Source organism: uncultured Bifidobacterium sp. (assembly GCF_945269915.1).
Taxonomy (GTDB): domain Bacteria; phylum Actinomycetota; class Actinomycetes; order Actinomycetales; family Bifidobacteriaceae; genus Bombiscardovia; species Bombiscardovia indica.
Genome location: NZ_CALYOY010000004.1, coordinates 1 through 16,911, shown reverse-complemented (window position 1 = coordinate 16,911; position 16,911 = coordinate 1). Strand labels below are relative to the sequence as shown.

Here is a 16,911-nt window from a genome sequence, read left to right as displayed (position 1 = left end):
TTAGTTGCCTTCGCTCAGGTCGTCCTCGCCCAGGGTCTCCTCCAGAAGGCCTTCGTTGATCTCACGGAAGGCGATGGAGAGGGGCTTCTCCTGGTTCTGGTACTCGACCAGGGGGCCGACGTTCTGCAGGAGGCCCTCGTTGAGCTGGGTGAAGTAGGAATTGATCTGGCGAGCACGTTTGGCCGCAAAGATGGACAGGGCATACTTCGAATCGGCGTGCTGCATCAGATCGTCGATGGGAGGATCCGCAAATCCCTGCGGGTGGGGCTCAGTGCCAAATGCCATAGGTTCATGCTCCAATTCACGTGGATGAACAATCGTTCAATCAGACTCGAGTCTACCGCCCAGGATGGATTTTAGGAACGTCTGTTCTCACCGGGACGAAGAATGCGGTATTCCACAATGCGACCATGCCCCGTCATGGGCCCGGCCCGGTCACTTGAATAAAAATATGCAGATGAGATCAGCCAAACTAATGAAGGAACGTGAGTTCGCGGGCGCCCGTGCTCTCTATCGTGCCGCAGGCGTCAAGGGTGAGGATTTCGGCAAACCCATTGTGGCCATCGCCAATTCATTCTCCGAGTTCGTACCTGGTCACGTCCATCTGAACAAGGTGGGCCGTCTGGTCTCCCAGGCCGTCCAGGAGGCCGGCGGCATCCCGCGCGAGTTCAACACCATCGCCGTCGATGACGGCATCGCCATGGGCCACACCGGCATGCTCTACTCACTGCCCTCCCGCGACATCATCGCGGACGCGGTCGAGTACTCGGTCAACGCCCACTGCGCCGATGCCCTGATCTGCATCTCCAACTGCGACAAGATCACCCCGGGCATGCTCATGGCCGCCCTGAGGCTGAACATCCCCACCGTCTTCGTCTCGGGCGGCCCCATGGAGTCAGGTCGTACGGTCATGCCTGACGGAACCGTCGAGGAGAACACCGACCTGATCGACGTCATGTACGCCTCTGCCGATGATTCCGTCGACGATGCCGGACTCCTGGCCCTGGAGAAGACCGTCTGCCCCACCTGCGGCTCCTGTGCCGGGATGTTCACGGCCAACTCCATGAACTGCCTGACCGAGGCCATGGGCCTGGCCCTCCCCGGCAACGGCACCACCCTGGCCTCCCATACCTCTCGCCGGATGCTCTTCGAAAAGGCGGGCAGGATGGTGGTCGAGATCGCCAACCGTTACTACCAGGACGACGACGAGTCGGTCCTTCCCCGGTCCATAGCCACCAAGGACGCCTTCGAAAACGCCATGACCATGGATGTGGCCATGGGTGGTTCCACCAACACGGTCCTCCACATCCTGGCTGCGGCCCAGTCCGCCGACGTGGACTTCACCCTGGACGACATCGAGCACATCTCCCACACGGTTCCCTGCATCTGCAAGGCCTCCCCCTCCGGCGACTGGGAAATCTCCGACGTCCACCGTGCCGGCGGCATCTGCGGCATCCTGGGTGAACTGGATCGTGGCGGGGTCCTCCACAAGGACACTCACTCCATCGACTATCCCGACCTGGAATCGAAGCTCAACGACTGGGACATCATGCGCCCAACCTGCCTGGATGAGGCCAAGGAGCTCTATCATGCGGCCCCCGGCCACATCACCTCCCCCGAACCCTTCAACCAGTCCAGCGAATGGGACGATCTGGACACGGACAGGGTCAACGGGGCCATCCACGACCTGGACCATCCGGCCGTGACCGAGGGCGGCCTGGCCATCCTCCGCGGCAACCTCGCACCCGACGGGTGCGTGGTCAAGACGGCCGGGGTTCCCAAGGAGATCTGGAACTTCCGCGGGCCGGCCCTGGTGGTCGAGTCCCAGGAGCAGGCCGTCGAGGTCATTCTGAACGGGACCCTGAAGAAAGGGCAGGCACTGGTCATCAGGTACGAGGGTCCCAAGGGCGGCCCCGGCATGCAGGAGATGCTCTACCCGACCTCATTCGTCAAGGGCAAGGGGATCGGCAAGGATGTGGCCCTCCTGACCGACGGCCGCTATTCCGGCGGTTCCTCCGGTCTCTCCATCGGACACATCGCCCCTGAAGCGGCCAACAAGGGGCCCATCGCCTTCATCCGCACCGGCGACATGATCCGCATCGACATTCCCAACCGGAGGGTGGATGTGGAACTGAGCGACGAGGAACTGGCCCGGCGTCGCGACGAGCTGGAGGCCGGCGACGGATACGTGGCCCACCGCGATCGCAAGGTCTCCCTGGCCCTCAAGGCATACGCCGCCTTCGCCCGCTCAGCCGACAAGGGCGCCACCAGGGATCCCGACCTGATCAACAAGCTCTCCGGCCTGAACTGATTCCTTCCGGTCTGGCTCAATACCACGAGTGCCGCCTTCGGTCTTCGACCAGACCCAGGCGGCACTTCCTATTCCTCTTCAGAAACCCGTTCGCATCCTTCTTCCTGAATGGCCATAGACCTGCACGGCTTCCCGAGATTCGTGTTCCGGAAGTCTGGTTTTCGGAACTCAAGTCTCGCGGAGACCAGTTCTCCGAAGTTCGGCGACGAATCGATTCCCCTCAGGCCGGTAGGTCATACTCCCGGCGAATCACCTGCCAAAGCGCATCCGCGGCCTTTTCAACCGAGTCATTGACGATGACCACGTCGAACTGGCTCTCCGAGGCCAGTTCCACCTTGGCTGTCTCCAGACGCTTCCTGCGCTGCTCCTCGTTCTCGGTTCCCCGCTTGTTCAGCCGGGTGATCAAATCATCGAAGGTGGGGGGAGCCAGGAAGACGTACACCACATCCAACCCCAGTTCACCGGCTCTCTGACGAACCCGCTGCGCCCCCTGGAGGTCGATTTCAAGAATGGTGGGCACCCCGGCCTCCATATGCTCCAATACCGGCTTGAGCGGGGTGGCATAGTGCGACATTCCGTGCACCAGGGCACTTTCGAGGAACTCCCCAGCCGCATCCTTCCGGGCGAACTCCTCCTCGTCCATGAACCAGTAGGTGATGCCGTTGCTTTCGCCGGGGCGGGGAGCACGCGTCGTGGCCGATACGGAAACCCAGATCTGGGGATGCGCCTTGCGCAGGGCGGCCTCCACCGTCCCCTTGCCGACGGCCGTGGGACCGGTCATGACGATCAGTCTCCTACGCCCCTCCCCCTGGTGTCGAATCGCTTCTCCCGACTCCGTGACGGCATCACTACTGGCTGACATGGATCATCCTTTCCGCATTCGGCCCGAACGGGCACCTACACAGCCAGAATAGCGGGGGCCGGGAACGGAGCCGGGCTATGCCCGTTCCTCCTTCCCGGCCCTCCCGGTCCACACAACCTCTTGTTCACTTCCTGGAACTTGAGCAGGGACCAGTTGCCGGTCCAGGCCCCTGCGGAAGGGCCCGATCCGGTCTACCGGTTTTGCCCTTCAAGCTCCAGCAGCCGTTGGGCATGCTCCTGGATGCTCAGCACCTCGTAGTCGTCGGTCTTGACCGCGTCAATGGCCATCAGGGCGGCCGAGAACTCGGTGATGGTCGTGAACTGGGGTATGTCCGCCGCGATGGCAGCCACACGGATCAGGTATCCATCGGAGCGGGAGTCCCGGGAGCTGGGGGTATTGAGGATCATATCGATTCTCCCCTCCTCGATCAGCTGGACGGGATTCCGATCCATCCGCCTGATGCCGTCTTCGACATCCCGTCCGGCCACCTGATCGGAGACTCCACCGGTTATCTTGTCGACCACCGCCACATCGATGCCGTACCGGCGCAGGACGGAAGCCGTACCTTCGGTGGCGCAGATCCTGAAGCCCTGCTCCTGAAGGCGTAGGGCCAACATGGGGAGCTGACGCTTGTCCGTGTCATTGACCGAGAGGAAGACCACGCCCGAAGTGGGCAGCCCACCCTCGTAGGCGGCCAGCTGACTCTTGGCGAAGGCGTGCGGGAAGTCCTTGTCGAAGCCCATGACCTCGCCCGTGGAGCGCATCTCCGGCCCCAGGAGGATATCGACGGTCCGGCCAACCGGGGTTCTGAACCGTTTGAAAGGCAGGACCGATTCCTTGACGGCCACGGGCTGTCCAACCCTGACGATTCCCCCGTCCTGGACGGGAAGAAGGAGACCGTTGGCCCGCTGCTGGGCGATGGTCTCCCCCACCATGATCCTGGCAGCGGCCTTGGCCAGGGCCGTGCCTGTGGCCTTGGAGGCGAAGGGAACGGTCCGGGAGGCACGGGGGTTGGCCTCAATCACATAGAGGGTGTTGGCCATGAAGGCATATTGGACGTTGATCAGGCCGCGGACCCCGCACCCCTCGGCGATGGCCCGGGTGGCCTTGCGCAGACGCTCGATCTGATTATCCGACAGGGTGGATGGGGGCAGGGTGCAGGCCGCATCACCGGAATGGACCCCGGCCTCCTCGACATGCTCCATGATGCCGCCGATGTAGAGGTCCTTGCCGTCGTAGAGGGCATCGACGTCGATCTCGATGGCATCCTGGAGGAACTTGTCGATCAGGAGGGGCGACGGCAGGCGCCCGGAGACGACCGTGTCGGCCTTGGCCTCGTTCAGGGCACGGTCGACGTACTTCTCCAGCTGGGCATCGTCGTAGACGATCTCCATGCCGCGGCCACCCAGGACGTAGGAGGGCCTGACCAGGACCGGGTAACCGATGCCGCGGGCTGCCTCCTGGGCCTCCTCCAGGGAGAGGGCCGTACCGTACCGGGGGGCGTTCAGCCCCTCCTTCTTCAGGACCTCCCCGAAGAGCTCCCGGTTCTCCGCCAGGTCGATCGACTCCGGACTGGTGCCCAGGATGGGGACCCCGGCTTCCTTGAGCCTGGCAGCCAAGGAGAGCGGGGTCTGACCGCCCAGCTGGACGATGACGCCCTTGACCGGTCCCATCCTCTTCTCGGCCTGGTAGATCTCCAGGACGTCCTCGAAGGTCAAAGGCTCGAAATACAGCCTGTCCGACATGTCATAGTCGGTGGAGACGGTCTCCGGGTTGCAGTTGACCATGATGGTGTCATAGTCCTTACCCAGCTCCTGGACCGCATGGACGCAGGTGTAGTCGAACTCGACCCCCTGCCCGATCCTGTTGGGGCCGGAGCCCAGGATGATGACCGCCTCGCGCTCCCTGGGCCTCAGCTCCGACTCGTCGGCATAGCAGGAATAGTAGTAGGGCGTGGCCGCGTCGAACTCGGCCGCGCAGGTGTCAACGGTCTTGTAGACCGGGCGGATGCCGAAGGCCCAGCGCAGCTCCCGCACGACGGCCTCACCCTGGTCGCCCATGCCGCGCAGGTGGGCGATCTGCAGGTCGCTCAGTCCGGCCTTCTTGGCACGGCGCAGGAGATCGTCATCCAGTACCTCGCTCTCTCTCACCTCCATGGCCAGCTGATTGATCAGGCTGAGCTGCTCCAGGAACCAGCGGTCGATCCTGGTGGCCTCGAAAATCCGCTCAAGGCTGGCACCACCCCAGAGGGCCCGCTGGATCTGGAGGTAACGGTGCTCGGTGGGGGTGTGCATGAGCTCCAGGAGGTGGTCCACCTCGGCCTGGTCGGGCCGGGGCCCATCCCAGTCGAAGGTCATGTGCCGTTTGTCAATGGACCGCATGGCCTTGCCCAGGGACTCCTGGAAGTTGCCCGCCAGGGCCATGGCCTCCCCCACCGACTTCATGGAGGTGGTCAGGGTGGTGTCCGCCCCGGGGAACTTCTCGAAGGCGAACCGGGGAATCTTGGTCACCACATAGTCGATGGTGGGCTCGAAGGAGGCAGGGGTGGACCTGGTGATGTCGTTCTCGATCTCGTCCAGAGTGTAGCCCAGGGCCAGCTCGGTGGCGATCTTGGCGATGGGGAACCCGGTGGCCTTGGAGGCCAGGGCGGAGGACCTCGAAACACGGGGGTTCATCTCGATGACGATGATCCTCCCATTGTCCGGGTTTATGGCGAACTGGATGTTGCAACCGCCCGTATCCACACCGACCCCACGGATGATGGCGATGCCGATGTCACGCATCTGCTGGTACTCCCGGTCGGTCAGGGTGAAGACCGGGGCCACGGTGATGGAGTCGCCCGTGTGGACCCCGACCGGATCCACATTCTCGATCGGGCAGACCACGACCACGTTGTCCCTGCGGTCGCGCATGAGCTCCAGCTCATACTCCTTCCAGCCCTCGATCCCCTCCTCCAGGAGGACCTCGTTGGTGGGTGAATAGTGGATGCCGGCCCCGGCTATCCGGTGGAGCTCCTCCTGGTCGTGGGCGATGCCCGACCCCAGGCCGCCCATGGTGAAGGAGGGACGCACCACCAGGGGGTAACCCAGCTCCCGGGCCACGGCATCGGCCTCATCCAGGGAGTGGGCCACGCGGGAACGGGCCGATTCGGCGCCCGCCTGGGCCACGACCTTCTTGAAGAGTTCCCGGTCCTCGCCACGGTCGATGGCCTCCAGGGAGGCACCGATCAACTCCACCTGGTACTTGTCCAGCACACCGGCCTTGCCCAGGGCCACGGCCGCATTCAAAGCCGTCTGTCCGCCCAGGGTGGGGAGGAGGGCATCGGGGCGCTCCTTGGCGATGATGCGTTCCAGGAAGGGGACGGAGATGGGCTCGATGTAGGTGGCATCGGCCATCTCGGGGTCCGTCATGATCGTGGCCGGATTGGAGTTTACCAGGATCACCCTGATCCCCTCCTCCCTGAGGACCCTGCAGGCCTGGGTCCCGGAGTAATCGAACTCGGCCGCCTGCCCGATGACGATGGGTCCCGAGCCGATGACCATGACCGAATGGATGTCCTGCCGTTTAGGCATGTGCCTTCCCTCCCTTGGCGTTCCTCATCAAATCGATGAACCGATCGAACAGGTAGGAGGCATCGTGCGGACCGGCTGCGGCCTCCGGATGGTACTGGACCGAGAAGGCGGGGATGTCCAGGCATTCCAGCCCCTCCACCACCTCATCGTTCAGATCGACATGCGAGACGCGGACGCGACCGTATCGACCACCCGCATAGGGCGCCTGCACCGGCTTCCCCTTGGGGGCATCCACGGCGAACCCGTGATTGTGGGCCGTGATTTCGACCTTGCCTGTGTTCAGGTCCATGACCGGCTGGTTGATGCCCCGGTGACCGAACTTGAGCTTGTAGGTATCGAATCCCAGGGCCCGGCCCAGGAGCTGATTGCCCAGGCAGATGCCGAAGAAGGGCAGTCCGGCGGCCAGGACCTGCCTGAGTAGGGCCACCTCGTCGTCGGCGGTCGAGGGGTCGCCCGGACCGTTGGAGAAGAAGACCCCATCCGGGTTCAGGGCATGGATCTTCTCGATGGTGGTATCCACCGGGAGCACATGGACCCGGCATCCACGCTCGGCCAGCCGGTGCGGGGTCATGGACTTGATGCCCAGGTCAAGGGCCGCCACGGTGCAAAGGGGTTCCTTACCAAGGAAGTCCCCGGCCGGTTCGACCGTATAGGACCCGTCCGTACTGACCTCTCCGGTCAGGTGGGAACCACTCATACGAGGTGCCGAGCGGACCTGGTCCAGGAAATCCTGCATGATCCTGGGTCTGCCTTCCCCATCGAGTGCCGCGGAGGGGCCGGAAAAAATACCGGCCCGCATGACACCTGCCGAACGCAGGTGCCGTACGAGCCGGCGGGTGTCTATGTGACTGATCCCGACGATGCCCTGATCGACCAGCTGATCCTGGAGACTGCCCCGGGCCCGCCAGCTGCTGACATTGGGACTTGGTTCCCGGACCACATATCCGGCCACCCAGATCCTGGCGGACTCCCCGTCCTGGTCGTTGACACCGGTATTGCCGATGTGCGGGAAGGTCTGTACGACGATCTGCCGGTCATAACTGGGATCTGTCAGGGTTTCCTGATACCCGGTCATCCCGGTCGCAAACACAATCTCACCTATGGTGGTGCCCGCCGCGCCGAAGGCCATCCCCGTATACACTTCCCCATCCTCGAGGACGAGCATGGCGCGGTCGGAGAAATAGCTGTCGGAATCAATGGTCTTGGCGTTCTTCAGGTTCATCGAACCCCCTTGATTGCCGTGATTGTTCGTGATTACCTTAGTCACACCCGTGGATTTCCTCAGACCCGCAGCCTCGTGGTCCGTACCGGATAGGGGAAGGGGCGCGTGTCTCGCCAATGACCCTGCCGCCAAGCGGAGACACCGATTGTCGAAATCCAGCACAATCGCGAGCTTCCCGAATATGCAATGAGAGGAAACGAAAATGCGGCGTCCCTGAAGTATCTGCGGGGACACCGCACACTCGTTCGAAGAACCTCAACGATTAATGTTGGACCTATTCGAGCGAATCATCCTTATTGGAAAGCTCGTCGGGTACCGAAAGGGTCAAATCGGCCAGAAAGACCCCATCCGTATCGGTGTCATCCGTCTGTGCACCATCACCGGTCGCCTCTTCGGCCTTCCCTGCCTCGCTGCTGTCAGCCAGGTGCTCGACCTCCGGACGGTCACCGTCTTCATCCGGGGAGGTTTCCCCCTCAGCCCTGTCAGCCTCGGTCAGCGCCAGGCTGGCGATCCTGGACGCCTCCTGCAGGCGTGCGGTCTCGGCCTCGTCATGCTCGGATCCCTGGTCCTTCTCCTTCCGGACCGCACTGAGCAGGCCGTGGATGAAGGAGGGTGCATCGGAATCCGACAGGGTCTTCGCCAGGGAGAGCGCCTCGTCGATGGCCACCTTGTCGGGCACATCAGGGTTGTAGAGCATCTCCCAGGCGGCAATGCGCAAGAGGTTCCTGTCGATGACATGCATGCGGCTCAGGGGCCACCTGGTCGAATGGGCATCAAGGATGCCGTCGATGCTCCTCTGGTGTCCGGCCACGCCGCGAACAATCTGTATGGCATAGTCGGGCAGGGGCGTCTGGGCCCCGGGATGGGCTATGCGCTCATCCAGAAGGGACAGGATGTCCTGCCCCTTCTCATCCGCCTCATACAGGGTGTTCAGCGCCCGCTTACGGGCTGTGGAACGTGCCATCTGATCGCGCCGGCCTCAGTTCTCGCGGCCCAGGTAGGACCCATCGCGGGTATCCACCTTGACCTTCTCGCCCTGACCCACGAAGAGGGGTACCTGAATCTCTGCCCCGGTCTCGACTGTGGCGGGCTTGGTACCTGCATTGGAGCGGTTGCCCTGGACACCGGGCTCGGTCTCGGTCACGGTCAGGACCACCGAGGCGGGCAGCTCCACCGACAGGGGGTTCCCGTCATGGAAGCTGATGATGCAGTCGGTGCCCTCCAGGAGGTAGTTCTCCTGGTCGCCGATCAGGCTGGCCGGGATGTTGACCTGGTCATAGGTGTTCATATCCATGAAGACGAAGGAGTCACCGTCACGGTAGGAGTACTGCATGGTCCTGTTGTCGACGGTCTCGAACTCCATCTTCATGCCGGCGTTGAAGGTACGGTCAACGATCTTGCCCGAAAGAACGTCCTTGATGGTCGTACGCACGAAGGCCGGACCCTTGCCGGGCTTGACATGCTGGAACTTGATGACGGTCCAGAGTTTACCGTCCAGGTTGATGACCGATCCGTTCTTGATGTCGTTTGAAGTCTGTGCCACCTTGATACCACCTATCTCATGAATGATTGGGCCGTGATCCACACAGGCCGACCTCTCGACCCGTTTACCAAGGCCCATCCGGCCTGCCCTACGGGAATGACCTGCTCGCAATGAATCCTCGCCCATTATGCCACGGTGCATGAACACGGGAGCCCGGGGAGTCGCCCCTCCCGGCCGAGGTCCATGCGCCTCTGTCGTTACAAGGCGAAGGGTCCGGAACGCCTAAACGCACCGGACCCTTTCCCATCGGGCGGGAAATCAATCCCGCCCAGGTACAGCTACTACTCGATGATCTTGGTCACACGACCTGAACCGACGGTGTGGCCGCCTTCACGAACAGCGAAGGTCAGGCCCTCCTCCATGGCGACGGGCTGGATCAGCTCGACGGAGAAGGTTGCGTGATCGCCGGGCTGGACCATCTCGACACCGTCAGGCAGGGTGATGACACCGGTGACGTCGGTGGTGCGGAAGTAGAACTGCGGACGGTAGTTGGAGAAGAACGGCGAGTGACGGCCACCCTCGTCCTTGGTCAGCACGTAGACCTCTCCCTCAAACTTGTGGTGGGGGGTCACGGTGCCGGGGGCAGCCACAACCTGGCCACGCTCGACGTCCTCACGGCCGATGCCACGCAGAAGCAGACCGGTGTTGTCGCCAGCCTCGGCCTCATCCATCTGCTTGTGGAAGGTCTCGATGGAGGTGACGGTGGTGGTCTGGGTGTCGCGGATGCCGACAATCTCCACGTTGGAGTTCACGGGCAGCTTGCCACGCTCGACACGGCCGGTCACCACGGTGCCACGGCCCGAGATGGTGAAGACATCCTCGATGGGCATCAGGAAAGGCTTGTCCAGGTCGTGGACAGGGGTGGGGATGTAGTCATCAACGGCATCCATCAGATCCTTGATGGTCTGAACCCACTTGTCGTGATCGGGTGCGTCATCATGGAGAGCACCATAGGCCGAGGTGCGAATGACTGGGCAATCACGATCGAACCCGTTCTCGTCGAGCAGGTCACGGACCTCCTCCTCGACCAGCTCGATGAGCTCCTCGTCATCGACCATGTCGCACTTGTTCAGGGCGACCAGGATCTTCGGCACGCCGACCTGGCGGGCCAGCAGAACGTGCTCACGGGTCTGGGCCATGGGTCCGTCGGTGGCGGCTACCACCAGGATGGCTCCATCCATCTGGGCCGCACCCGTGATCATGTTCTTGACGAAGTCGGCGTGGCCGGGGCAGTCGACGTGGGCATAGTGACGCTTCGCGGTCTGATACTCGATGTGCGCGATGTTGATGGTGATGCCGCGCTCCTTCTCCTCAGGAGCAGCGTCGATCGAAGCGAAATCGTACTCGGGGTTCACATCCGGGTACTCCTCGTGCAGCACCTTGGAGATGGCCGCGGTCAGTGTGGTCTTACCGTGATCGACGTGGCCGATGGTGCCGATGTTAACGTGCGGCTTGGTCCGCTCGTACTTTTCCTTTGCCATTGTGTTTTGTCCTCCTGGACGTTCGTAGTTTGCCTGCACGAACCACGCACAGAGCACTCGCTACATATTACTGGGTAATTGGGTTCTTTGCCAGTTATGCCCTCCGCCCAGTCAGCGCTACAAGAGTGTAGCGCCGACTGGTGACAGAAAGCGGCCGGCGAGGCGGCCCGCCGTGTCGGCGGGCCGGTGCGTGTTCACTCGCCGCGCTGGGCCTTGATAATCTCGTCGCTGACGGCCTTGGGGACCTCGGCGTAGGAGTCCATCTGCATGGTGAACATGGCGCGGCCCTGGGTCCTGGACCTCAGGTCGCCGATGTATCCGAACATCTCCGACAGGGGCACCTTGGCGTCGATGACCTTGACACCGGTGGCGTCGGTCATGGACTGGATGGAGCCACGACGGGAGTTGATGTCGCCCATGACATCGCCCATGTACTCCTCGGGAGTACGGACCTCGACGGCCATGATGGGCTCGAGGATGACGGGCTTGGCCTTGGGTGCGGCCTCCTTGAAGCACATGGAGCCGGCGATCTTGAAGGCCATCTCCGAAGAGTCGACCTCGTGGATCTGGCCATCGGTCAGGGTCGCCTTGACACCCACGACGGGGAAGCCCGCCAGGATGCCGGACTCCATGGCCTCCTGTACACCGGCATCGACCGAGGGGATGAACTCCTTCGTGATGTGGCCGCCTGTGACCTTGTTTTCGAAGAGATAGGTCTCGCCTTCGGTCGTGTCCAGGGGCTCGAAGTTCATGAGCACCTTGGCGAACTGACCGGAACCACCGGTCTGCTTCTTATGCGTGTATTCCTGGTTCATGACGGGCTTGCGGATGGTCTCACGGTAGGCGACCTGGGGCTTGCCCACGTTGCACTCCACATGGAACTCACGACGCATGCGGTCCACCAGGATGTCCAGCTGGAGCTCGCCCATGCCGGAGATCAGGGTCTGGCCCGACTCCTCGTCGGTCTTGACCTGGAAGGTGGGATCCTCCTCGGAAAGCTTCTGCAGGGCGATGCCCATCTTCTCCTGGTCGGCCTTGGTCTTGGGCTCAACGGCAACCTCGATCACGGGATCGGGGAAGGTCATGGATTCCAACACCACCGGCTCCTTCTCGTCGCACAGGGTGTCACCGGTGGTGACGCTCTTGAGACCGACGAAGGCGTAGATGTTGCCGGCGATGGCCTCATCAACCGGATTCTCCTTGTTGGAGTGCATCTGGAAGAGCTTGCCGACGCGCTCCTTCTTGCCCTTGGTGGAGTCCAGGATGGTGTCACCCTGGGCCACCTTGCCGGAGTATACCCTGACGTAGATCAGTTTGCCGTAGAAGGGATGGGTGGCGACCTTGAAGGCCAGAGCCGAGAAGGGTTCATCCACTGTGGGCTTGCGATCTATCTCGACGGACTCATCACCGACCTTGTACCCCTTGATTGCGGGGATGTCCTCGGGGCTGGGCAAGTAGTCTACCACGGCATCCAGCATGGGCTGCACGCCTTTGTCCTTGAAGGCCGAACCGCAGAAGACCGGGAAGGCGGTCTGATCGATCGTCATCTTACGAACGGCCTTGCGAATCTCCTCCTGGGAGATCTCCTCCCCTCCCAGATACTTCTCCAGCAGAGACTCGTCGCTCTCGGCCACGGCCTCGATGAGCTCGGTGTGGTACTGCTCTGCCCGGTCCTTGAGATCGTCGGGGATGTCAATGGTTTCGTACTTGGCGCCCAGGTCGGCCTCGTCCTTCCAGTAGTAGGCGACCATGCGAACCAGGTCGACCACGCCGTGGAAGTCGTTCTCGGCTCCGATGGGGAGCTGCATGACCAGGGGCTTGACCCCCAGCTTGTCCTTGATGGTGTCGACCGAATAGTAGAAGTCGGCACCCAGCTTGTCCATCTTGTTGATGAAGCAGATGCGGGGCACGCCGTACTTGTCGGCCTGACGCCAGACCGTCTCGGACTGGGGCTCGACGCCCTCCTTGCCATCGAAGACGGCGACGGCGCCATCGAGCACGCGCAGGGAACGCTCCACCTCGGCCGTGAAGTCCACGTGGCCGGGGGTGTCGATGATGTTGATCTGGTAGGTGTCCTCGGGATCATGGGACTGACGGTTCCAGAAGGCCGTGATGGCGGCGGAGGTGATCGTGATGCCACGTTCCTTCTCCTGGTCCATCCAGTCCATGGTGGAGGCGCCGTCGTGGGTCTCACCGATCTTGTAGTTGACACCGGTGTAGTAGAGGATACGCTCGGTCGTCGTGGTCTTGCCGGCATCGATGTGGGCCATGATGCCGATGTTGCGGACCTTGGTCAGGTCCGTGAGCACGTCTTGTGCCATAATTCCTTGTTCTCGCTCTCTTCTGATTACCAGCGATAGTGGGCGAAGGCCTTGTTGGCCTCGGCCATCTTGTGGGTATCCTCGCGACGCTTGACCGCTGCACCCAGGCCGTTGGAGGCGTCGAGGATCTCATTGGCCAGACGCTCGGCCATGGTCTTCTCACGGCGGGCACGGCTGTAGTCGGTCAGCCAGCGCAGGGAGAGCGTGTTCGCGCGGTTGGGCTTGACCTCGACGGGGACCTGGTAGGTGGCGCCGCCGACACGACGGCTGCGGACCTCCAGGCTGGGACGGATGTTGTCCAGGGCGCGCTTGAGCACGGCCACAGGCTCCTGGTCGGTCTTTTCCTTGACCTGTTCCAGGGCCGTGTAGACGATGTCCTCGGCGATGGACTTCTTGCCGTCGAGCAGGATCTTGTTGATCAGCTGGGCCACCACGGTCGAACCGTAGATGGGATCGGGCAGGAGCTGATGCTTTTTGGCTGGTCCTTTACGTGACATGGTTTACTTGGCCTTCTTTGCTCCGTACAGGGAACGTCCCTGCTTGCGATCCTTGACTCCCTGGGTATCCAGCGCGCCGCGCACGATGTGGTAGCGCACGCCGGGCAGATCCTTGACACGTCCGCCGCGCACCAGCACGATGGAGTGCTCCTGGAGGTTGTGACCCTCGCCAGGAATGTAGGCGCTGACCTCAACGCCGGAGCTCAGGCGGACACGGGCCACCTTACGCAGTGCCGAATTCGGCTTCTTGGGGGTTGTGGTGTACACACGGGTGCAGACGCCACGACGCAGCGGGCTGCCCTTCAACGCCAAGGTCTTCGACTTGCGAGGCTTGGCCTTCCGTCCTTTGCGGACGAGCTGTTCAATTGTTGGCAACTGATTCTCTCCGATTCAGTAGGTTGCTTCTTGTTCGTTCACTCCGTGGGGCCGCCGCACCGCAGCCGCAATCACCCGAACAACCGAGAGAAATCAGCCATTGTCCACCGGCCCGATGGCCCCTTGCCCTCCTGCCGGGCATTACTGCCCGCATTCGTCGAACTCGGGGATATCCCGGTCCACACACCTGTGACATAAGGCATGCTACCGGCACACACGAGTTTCAGTATACCATCATGCCGGACAGCCGCCACGCCTATGCCAAGGGCTATAGGGGCGGCATGAACGTCTCAGACTTCCTGGTTGTTACTCTCAGTGATGCTTCTTACAAGGCGGCACGAAGGTAATCACGCAGGACCAGGGCATGGTTGATCTGCGGGTCTTTGGCCGCATAGACCAGGGTGGTGAGGTCGTGCTCCCTGACGATGCTCAACAGATCGGCCACGGCAGGGTTCCCATCCAGCTCGGTCCGGTACCGGTCTGCGAATTCCCCGAAACGCTCCGGATCATGATTCCACCACTTCCGTAGGGTAGGGCTCGGCGCCACATCCTTGAGCCAACCATCCAGGGAGGCGGCTGCCTTGCTGACCCCTCGCGGCCAGAGGCGATCCACCAGAATCCGGACCCCATCTTCCTCGCCGGCCTCGTCATAGGCCCGCTTGATGGTGACAACTCCCATGATCCACTCCCTCCGAGCCGGGCTGATCGACGCCATCCGGGCTGTATCCTGCTGATTTGGTCCCTGCCGATTCCATACGGTTCCAGCCTAGGCAGAAGAGTGCGCACATGGAAGCATTTCGCCCGGTTTTCCCTTGTTCGTTGGCCGGCAAAGGCATAGGGTTGAAACCATGAGTCAGAGACCAGACACCGAAGTCGCTGCCGACGGTGACCGTCAGGAACCTGCCGAGAAGGCTGCCGATGTCAGGCCTTCCCGGTCCAGGTCCAGGTCCAAGCCCGTCAGCGCCCGTTCAAGGATGATGCATCAGTGGGTGCCCAACCAGCCGGGAGCCTGGGCCATGGCACTCATGCCTCCCCTGGCCGGTGCCTTCATCGGAGGCCTTTCATGGCGCAACCTGCTCTTGATCCTTGCCTGGGTACTCTGCTATTGCACCGAATTCACCACCGCCCGGTGGCTGGTCTCCCACATGGCCAGGCGCTTCCTGCCGCCGGTCGCCACCTACGCTGCCCTGACCGCCGTTTTCGGACTCGCCCTGATACTCACCACCCCCGGCCTCTTGCGTTGGGTGCCGTTGTACGTGGTTCTGGCGGCCCTGACCTTCCTGGCCGCCTGGAAACGCGTGGAACGTTCCTGGTGGAACAACGTGGTCTCCATCGTCGCTGCCAGTATGCTGTGCCTGATTGCCTATTCCCTCGGTACCGGCCCCCAATCCCAGGCGGCCTCCTCCCCTGCCGGGTACTTCGGGTGCCGGCCGGACCCGGCCGTCAACTGTTTCAGCCAGGGTTTCCTCCCCGCACGGGCCCTTCCCCTGACCGGACTGGCGGCGGCGCTTATCTTCGCCTATACGGAATTCGGATCGGTCCTGTATGTGAAATCACTGGTCCGCGAGCGCCAGCACCTGTGGTGTGCGATTGCTTCCGTCGCCTGGAATCTGATCCTGATGATCGGGGCCGTCCTTATCCTGCCCAAGGTCGGATTCTGGCCCCTGCTCGTGGCCTTGGTCCTGGTGATTCGTGCCGCCGCCCTGCCGGTGATTGCCCGAAAGCGCCGCATCCCCATCAACCAGGTCGGCATGGTGGAGAGCGTGGCCAGCCTTCTGGTCTTCCTGGTGACCATCGGAACCGCAACGTCCATCGCCGCACTTCCATAGGTGCGGGCCGGTCATTCGATGACCAGTGAGGTCCGTATACCGGTGTTCCTTCTTCGGGGGTAAAACTACCGTATGGCTTCTTCACGGCGCGCTACAAGCGGACGGTCACCGGCACACCTCGCTCCTCGCCAGGGAGGGACGATGCAGCATGTCGCTCATGGTTTCGGACCTGTCTGGAATTTTCAGTCACGAGTACTGATCCTCGGGTCCATGCCCAGCACGGAATCACGCCGGGCCGGCTTCTACTACATGTTCCCCCGCAACCGGTTCTGGCCGGTCTTGGCCGCCCTCTTCGACACTCCGGTGCCAGAGCCGGATCCCATGATCCGCCGGCAATTTGCGCTCGACCACCGCATAGCCCTCTGGGACGTCATCCAGGAGTGCGACATCCATGGAGCCAGCGATGCCAGCATCACCAACGTCGTCCCCACCGACATCAGCAGCATCCTGACCAACGCACCCATCCGCACCGTATTCACCACAGGTCGAAAGGCCGGCCAGCTCTACTCCCACTATTGTCAGCCCATTCTCGATGCAGCCGGACTCCATCTGCCCATGGTGAATCTCCCCTCGACCAGCCCGGCCAATGCCGCCAAGAGCCTGGACGATCTCATCGCTGCCTATGCACCTATAAAGGCAGCGTTAAGCGATGACATCTGATGGAGGAAACAGCCTGGATGGTCAGTGCTCCCGATCAACCATTTCATCTCGTGACCAGCGACTCGCCGAGTTATGGAACATAAAACAAACTCCCGGCGTGCCAAAACAAGACGTCGTGTATAGTGGTCGTTTGTTGTACGGATACGTTCGGCGTATTCGTTCCATGGTGGCTATAGCTCAGTCGGTAGAGCACCTGATTGTGGTTCAGGAGGTCGCGCGTTCGAGCCGCGTTAGCCAC

At 62.2% G+C, this 16,911-nt stretch carries 15 protein-coding genes; 4 read left to right on the top strand and 11 right to left on the bottom strand.

The window, feature by feature from the left end:
• A complete protein-coding gene (rpoZ, locus tag Q0K62_RS01385; protein ID WP_297316195.1) occupies positions 1–285 on the bottom strand; it encodes a DNA-directed RNA polymerase subunit omega in 285 nt (94 codons plus the stop codon).
• A gap of 166 nt (positions 286–451) precedes the next feature.
• Between rpoZ and ilvD the strand changes: the two genes are divergently transcribed.
• The gene (gene ilvD, locus Q0K62_RS01380) at positions 452–2,311 is read left to right on the top strand and encodes a dihydroxy-acid dehydratase (RefSeq protein WP_297316194.1); all 1,860 of its coding nucleotides are present in this window, start codon (positions 452–454) and stop codon (positions 2,309–2,311) included.
• A 220-nt stretch (positions 2,312–2,531) separates the two neighbouring features.
• Here ilvD and gmk read toward each other — a convergent pair whose 3' ends face one another.
• From gmk to Q0K62_RS01330, 10 genes are all read right to left on the bottom strand, one after another.
• Positions 2,532–3,173, bottom strand: a complete 642-nt coding sequence (gmk, locus tag Q0K62_RS01375; protein ID WP_297316193.1) for a guanylate kinase — start codon at positions 3,171–3,173, stop codon at positions 2,532–2,534.
• A gap of 191 nt (positions 3,174–3,364) precedes the next feature.
• Positions 3,365–6,745 carry a carbamoyl-phosphate synthase large subunit gene (carB, locus tag Q0K62_RS01370; protein ID WP_297316192.1) on the bottom strand — a complete coding sequence of 1,127 codons (3,381 nt, stop codon included), beginning with the start codon at positions 6,743–6,745 and terminating at the stop codon, positions 3,365–3,367.
• Positions 6,738–7,967, bottom strand: coding sequence for a glutamine-hydrolyzing carbamoyl-phosphate synthase small subunit (gene carA, locus Q0K62_RS01365; protein WP_297316191.1), 1,230 nt, complete (start codon positions 7,965–7,967; stop codon positions 6,738–6,740). Before carA ends, carB begins: the two co-directional genes overlap by 8 nt.
• A 274-nt stretch (positions 7,968–8,241) precedes the next feature.
• Positions 8,242–8,931 carry a transcription antitermination factor NusB gene (gene nusB / locus Q0K62_RS01360; RefSeq protein ID WP_297316190.1) on the bottom strand — a complete coding sequence of 230 codons (690 nt, stop codon included), beginning with the start codon at positions 8,929–8,931 and terminating at the stop codon, positions 8,242–8,244.
• Positions 8,932–8,946: 15 nt separating this feature from the next.
• Positions 8,947–9,510, bottom strand: a complete 564-nt coding sequence (efp, locus tag Q0K62_RS01355; RefSeq protein WP_297316189.1) for an elongation factor P — start codon at positions 9,508–9,510, stop codon at positions 8,947–8,949.
• A 281-nt stretch (positions 9,511–9,791) separates the two neighbouring features.
• Positions 9,792–10,991 (bottom strand): elongation factor Tu, encoded by a 1,200-nt coding sequence (gene tuf / locus Q0K62_RS01350; protein ID WP_297316188.1) that lies wholly within the window; start codon positions 10,989–10,991, stop codon positions 9,792–9,794.
• 194 nt (positions 10,992–11,185) lie between these two features.
• The gene (fusA, locus tag Q0K62_RS01345; RefSeq protein WP_297316187.1) at positions 11,186–13,312 is read right to left on the bottom strand and encodes an elongation factor G; all 2,127 of its coding nucleotides are present in this window, start codon (positions 13,310–13,312) and stop codon (positions 11,186–11,188) included.
• Between the two features lie 26 nt (positions 13,313–13,338).
• Positions 13,339–13,809: a 30S ribosomal protein S7 gene (gene rpsG / locus Q0K62_RS01340; protein WP_297316186.1), complete on the bottom strand. Its 471-nt coding sequence runs from the start codon at positions 13,807–13,809 to the stop codon at positions 13,339–13,341.
• 3 nt (positions 13,810–13,812) lie between these two features.
• Positions 13,813–14,184 (bottom strand): 30S ribosomal protein S12, encoded by a 372-nt coding sequence (gene rpsL / locus Q0K62_RS01335; RefSeq protein ID WP_033490416.1) that lies wholly within the window; start codon positions 14,182–14,184, stop codon positions 13,813–13,815.
• Between the two features lie 325 nt (positions 14,185–14,509).
• Positions 14,510–14,863 carry a DUF488 family protein gene (locus Q0K62_RS01330; RefSeq protein WP_297316185.1) on the bottom strand — a complete coding sequence of 118 codons (354 nt, stop codon included), beginning with the start codon at positions 14,861–14,863 and terminating at the stop codon, positions 14,510–14,512.
• A 169-nt stretch (positions 14,864–15,032) separates the two neighbouring features.
• Here Q0K62_RS01330 and Q0K62_RS01325 point away from each other — a divergent pair, with 169 nt between their 5' ends.
• The 3 genes from Q0K62_RS01325 to Q0K62_RS01315 form a co-directional block, all read left to right on the top strand.
• On the top strand, positions 15,033–16,013 hold the full coding sequence (locus Q0K62_RS01325) for a YwiC-like family protein (protein ID WP_297316184.1): 981 nt from the start codon (positions 15,033–15,035) through the stop codon (positions 16,011–16,013).
• Positions 16,014–16,154: 141 nt separating this feature from the next.
• Positions 16,155–16,673: a DNA-deoxyinosine glycosylase gene (locus tag Q0K62_RS01320; RefSeq protein WP_297316183.1), complete on the top strand. Its 519-nt coding sequence runs from the start codon at positions 16,155–16,157 to the stop codon at positions 16,671–16,673.
• On the top strand, positions 16,663–16,911 hold a 249-nt coding region (locus Q0K62_RS01315), incomplete at its 3' end, for a hypothetical protein (RefSeq protein WP_297316182.1). The genes Q0K62_RS01320 and Q0K62_RS01315, both read left to right, overlap by 11 nt.